The 4,281-nt window shown below is 41.9% G+C and carries 2 protein-coding genes and 2 pseudogenes; 2 read left to right on the top strand and 2 right to left on the bottom strand.

Annotated features, from left to right (window positions below):
- A pseudogene (locus AACW06_RS18785) lies at window positions 1–249 on the top strand (IS66 family transposase); the annotation flags it as partial.
- 257 nt (window positions 250–506) lie between these two features.
- On the opposite strand, the gene AACW06_RS18780 reads toward AACW06_RS18785, so the two are convergent.
- Window positions 507–1,628: an IS110 family transposase gene (locus AACW06_RS18780; RefSeq protein WP_192076234.1), complete on the bottom strand. Its 1,122-nt coding sequence runs from the start codon at window positions 1,626–1,628 to the stop codon at window positions 507–509.
- Between the two features lie 47 nt (window positions 1,629–1,675).
- On the opposite strand from AACW06_RS18780, the pseudogene AACW06_RS18775 reads away from it, so the two are divergent.
- A pseudogene (locus tag AACW06_RS18775) lies at window positions 1,676–1,864 on the top strand (transposase domain-containing protein); the annotation flags it as partial.
- Window positions 1,865–1,996: 132 nt separating this feature from the next.
- Here AACW06_RS18775 and AACW06_RS18770 read toward each other — a convergent pair.
- Window positions 1,997–4,281, bottom strand: a 2,285-nt coding sequence (locus AACW06_RS18770) for a type I secretion C-terminal target domain-containing protein (RefSeq protein ID WP_192076233.1), incomplete at its 5' end; no start/stop codon positions are given.

Raw genomic sequence — 4,281 nt, 5'->3', positions numbered from 1 at the left:
CGATTAAAACTGGCTTCGGTCGAAGAGCGTTGGACAGAAAGACAAGCGCAGGCTAAACCGATGTTGGATGACTTCTATGACTGGTTAACCACGCAGAAAGTCATCGAATCGAGTCCTCTTGGTAAAGTCATCAAGTACACCTTGAGTCAGTGGTCTAAGCTGATACGCTATGTTGAAGATGGGCATTTATCTATCGACAACAACCGAGCGGAACGCGCCATCAAATCGCTGGTTATTGGCAGAAAAAATTCTTATGACCTTTTTCAAATTTTTCGACGAATATTTTCCTACCTATGTGAACCAAGGCATAATTTAGATATTGGGATTGCTTGAAAGTAAGTCAGCTAATACTTGGGTTATACACACTCTTATTCGGGGATCATTAACCCCAACATGGTTTTCGTAATGAGCTTACCTCTTTCTGGTTGCAAGTATCTGACCAAATGGTCGACTTAAATTTTTGACGAGGATTACTCACCTTGAGCCTCTTTACTTTCAAGCAAATTTTAAACTTTTTGAGGTTGTATGGTTACAGCAATATCCCACATAAATCCAAGTAGTTCTCTAGCTACAGCAGTAATGGCCACTTGTGATCTTTTCCCTCTAGCAAGCAAACTTCGATAACGGAAACATAACCGCTGCTGTGCTTTCCAAGAAATATCCTTAGCTTCTTGGCAGACACTATCTGGGCGGTAGGTTACTAACCAGTTGCCAACTTTTGCCTTCGTTCTATAGCTCCATGCTGCTTCATATAACAAGCGCCTAAGTTCTACGTTGCCAGCCTTAGTTATTCCGGCTTTTCTAACTGTGGTGCCGCTTGAATACTCGCCAGGAATCAGCCCCAGAAACGCCATGATTTGCTTGGGATTACTAAATCGAGAAAAATCTCCCAATTCAGCAACAACTGAAATAGCAATAGTCCGACCAACACCTTTCAAAGCTTGTAATTGGTTAACAAGATTATAGAGCGACCAATCTGGAAGTAATCGATCAATCTCTTGGTCAAGCTGTGTGATTCGGTTTTCTATTTGCTCAAGGCTTTGTCGATAATGCTCGTACGCAATTTGTTGGGATGGGAGTGGGAATGACTGATTTGCCAGCCATATTCGATGCCTGACAGTCCACATTTTTTTGTCATATCGCTTACCTGCCCTAAGAAGAATACTCTGAATACGTTGTTTAGCGACTTTTTCATCTTTCTTTGAGCAGCTTCGTGCGCGGATCAAATCTCTCATCGCCTCATGAGTAATATCCGGAACCCATACTTCAACAAGTTCGCCAGCACGAAGAAGCCGAGCAAGTGCGACAGCATCTCGATGATCATTCTTTATCTTATTGGTAGAAATTTTAGGAATTCGAGAAGGGGCAACAACGGTACAATCGATATTCGAACTCAGTAAAAGCCGATAAATACCATAACCAGTAGGCCCGGCTTCATAGCAGACTAGAAATGAGGGGTATAGCTTCATAAGCTTCTTCATCAGTCTAATGACAGAATCTTTGGATGAGGATATGTTTCCCCAAAACCTTACCTCTCCCTGTCGTTCAGGACTCGCTATTGCAACTGCAATTGTGTCCTTATGAACATCAAGCCCTACATAAGCCGAGTAATTGTTAACATTTGCCATATCAGAGACCTCCAAAAACACACCATAGGTGAATGTTTAGTATATAAGGTCATACCATCTGGTTATTCTCGACGAATCCGCTTGGTGCTGATGCGAGTGCTTTGCTGTATAGCATCATCGAGACGGCGAAAGCTAACGGACTGATACTCTACGATTACATGGCCAAATGTATGAGGGAACTGGCAAAGCCAGAGCCTGATATCAACTCACTTCTTCCTTGGAACTTCTCACACTAAAACGCTCCGTGGGATCGTGGGGCGGATACGTTTTATCCCAGTACAACACTTTGACTTTGTCGCGTTGTTTATTGGTAAAAAGGCGACAATTTTCACTGTCGCCTTTCACTATTTTCACTCTGATTAGATTACTTAATCAACTGAAAATGCATTTTTATTAAAGAGCTCAGTAATAATTGTAGAGCTATCTGCACCACTTAGCCCCAAATCAGACTGCGCAAAATCTTCTAGCACAATGGTTTGTGTTTTGCCGTCTTGTACAAACTGAAGTTCCATATTTCCATCCACTTCAGTCACTGATAATGCAGACAAGAAATCATCCACAGTTAATGGTGCAGAGTCATCCTGAAGAAGATCGGTTAAATCAATCTTGTCGGACTCTATGGTAAAGTCTGTTATCCTATCAATATCACCATCGTTAAATTGCGTATCAAATACAAAGATATCATCACCATCACCACCAGTTAAGATATCGTTACCGGCACCACCCGCCAGTATATCTCCCAAATCTGCTTCATGACCAGGATCGTTTGCACTAGTAGAATCATTAACATAGGTAATCGTCTCTGGATCCGTTGAATCAACAAACACCTGAAAACTGAACGTTTGAGAAGTACTACCTGACCGAGCAACAATATTTATATCCGTAAATGCTTGGTTAATTTCAATAGTCCCCGAACCATCAAAAGTGATGGCATGGTCAATACCCGCCCCGCCAGTCGTCGGCTCTCCGAAGTCAAAGTTCCCAGTAATATTAACAATTCCTAACTCATACAATTCTTTCAGGCTGACATCAACACCATCTAACTCTATGTATAAATACTCATTACCAAAGTTCATTTCATCAATGACAATTTTTGCTCCTGCTACAGCTGATGTTAATGAAAGTTCATAACGGTCAGTATTCCCTCGCGTCCGCAAACTATCATCAAGACTACCCGCTCTAAGCCCGTAAACAGTATAAATACTCCCACTAATTGAGCCATCCGATGACGCAATATCCTCTCTACTTCCATCAAAAGTGCCATCAACAGGTAATAGTTGAACATAATTCGGTTCAACAACCCCTCCTAAAGAACCACTTTCATCAGAAGCGGCAACATTCCCAGACACAACCCCACCGATCAAAACATCGTCACCTGCACCACCATACAATACATCTGCGCCCGCTTCACCGAGTAGAACATCATTCCCTTCATCGCCATAAAGAGTATCACTGTTTTCACCACCGAGGATGACATCGTTACCTTCACCACCATACAAAGTATCTTGCCCATCATCCACAACAATTGGGTCAGTATTGACAAACAACTCATATTCAAGTGAACCCGTATTACCACCGGTAATGATATCTAACGTTGTTAATGGCATAAAAAACTCAACTTCAATATACCCTGTAGACTGGCCTGTAGAAGGGTTCTCTTGTTCAGCACCAAGAGCATTTAATGCATCAATATTTGAATTACTCCAAGCTCTGAACAACTCATAATCACCAGTAATGGCCACTCTTCCAGTATTTATGGCATCAGCAAGGCTGATATATTCGCCATCAACTCTAAACCACATGGTGTCCAAAGAACTCATACCCGACACCAACAATTTTACACCTGCAACTTGTTCACTAAATGTATATGTTTGCTTGTCATTGGTCGATGCGATATTTGCCGAAAAATAATCGGTTAGGTGGTTTTGTGTTGATCTATTGTTTGCAGTCACAACGCCTGAACCATCATTATCAGTTACTGTAACCGTAACACTTCCATCATCCGAAGTTAGTACGATAGGACCGCTAGAACCCGTTGTTACAGGTGTGATTTTTGAATATGTAGGGTCAGGAACGCCACCACCACCATCGATAACGTCATCTCCTAAACCTCCATAAATAACATCAGAGCCTTCATTACCTACTATTGTGTCATCACCTTGACCACCATAAATAGTATCATCACCATCTAAAGCATCAATCTCGTCATTCTCACCAGTAGCAGAGATAACATCATCATTTGGTGTTGGAGTAACTAAAACATCAATATCATCTATGACATTTATCGTCACATCTTCGTCGTAGGTCAGCCCTGCAGAGTCTGTTACTCGTATGGTTATGGTTAAACTTTCAGCAATCTCAAAATCAATCTTACTTGGGTCAGCAACTGACACTGTGCCTGTTGCAGCATCAATTGTGAAAGCGCCATCCGCATCATCAACCAATGAATAAATAAATACATCATCAACATCTTCATCACTAACATTCGTCACACTACCAACAATACGCCCAGCAACCGTGCTTTCTGAAATTTGCAGGCCTGTCCCCACTATTTGCTGAACAATCCCAGACCCACTTCCATCGGAACTATCTCCAGTCCAACTAACAAGAATTTCCCCGCTGTTTAACTCAGTGATGGATGGTCTTGTATTCG

Origin of the sequence: Vibrio sp. S12_S33 (assembly GCF_963889785.1) — a bacterium.
Classification (GTDB): domain Bacteria; phylum Pseudomonadota; class Gammaproteobacteria; order Enterobacterales; family Vibrionaceae; genus Vibrio; species Vibrio aestuarianus.
Note: the sequence above shows the minus strand (reverse complement) of the source record. Positions and strands in the feature narration are given on the sequence as shown.

Coding starts and splice junctions, on each gene's coding strand:
- AACW06_RS18780 (WP_192076234.1), bottom strand. CDS start 1,628: ATGGCAAATGTTAACAATTACTCGGCTTATGTAGGGCTTGATGTTCAT.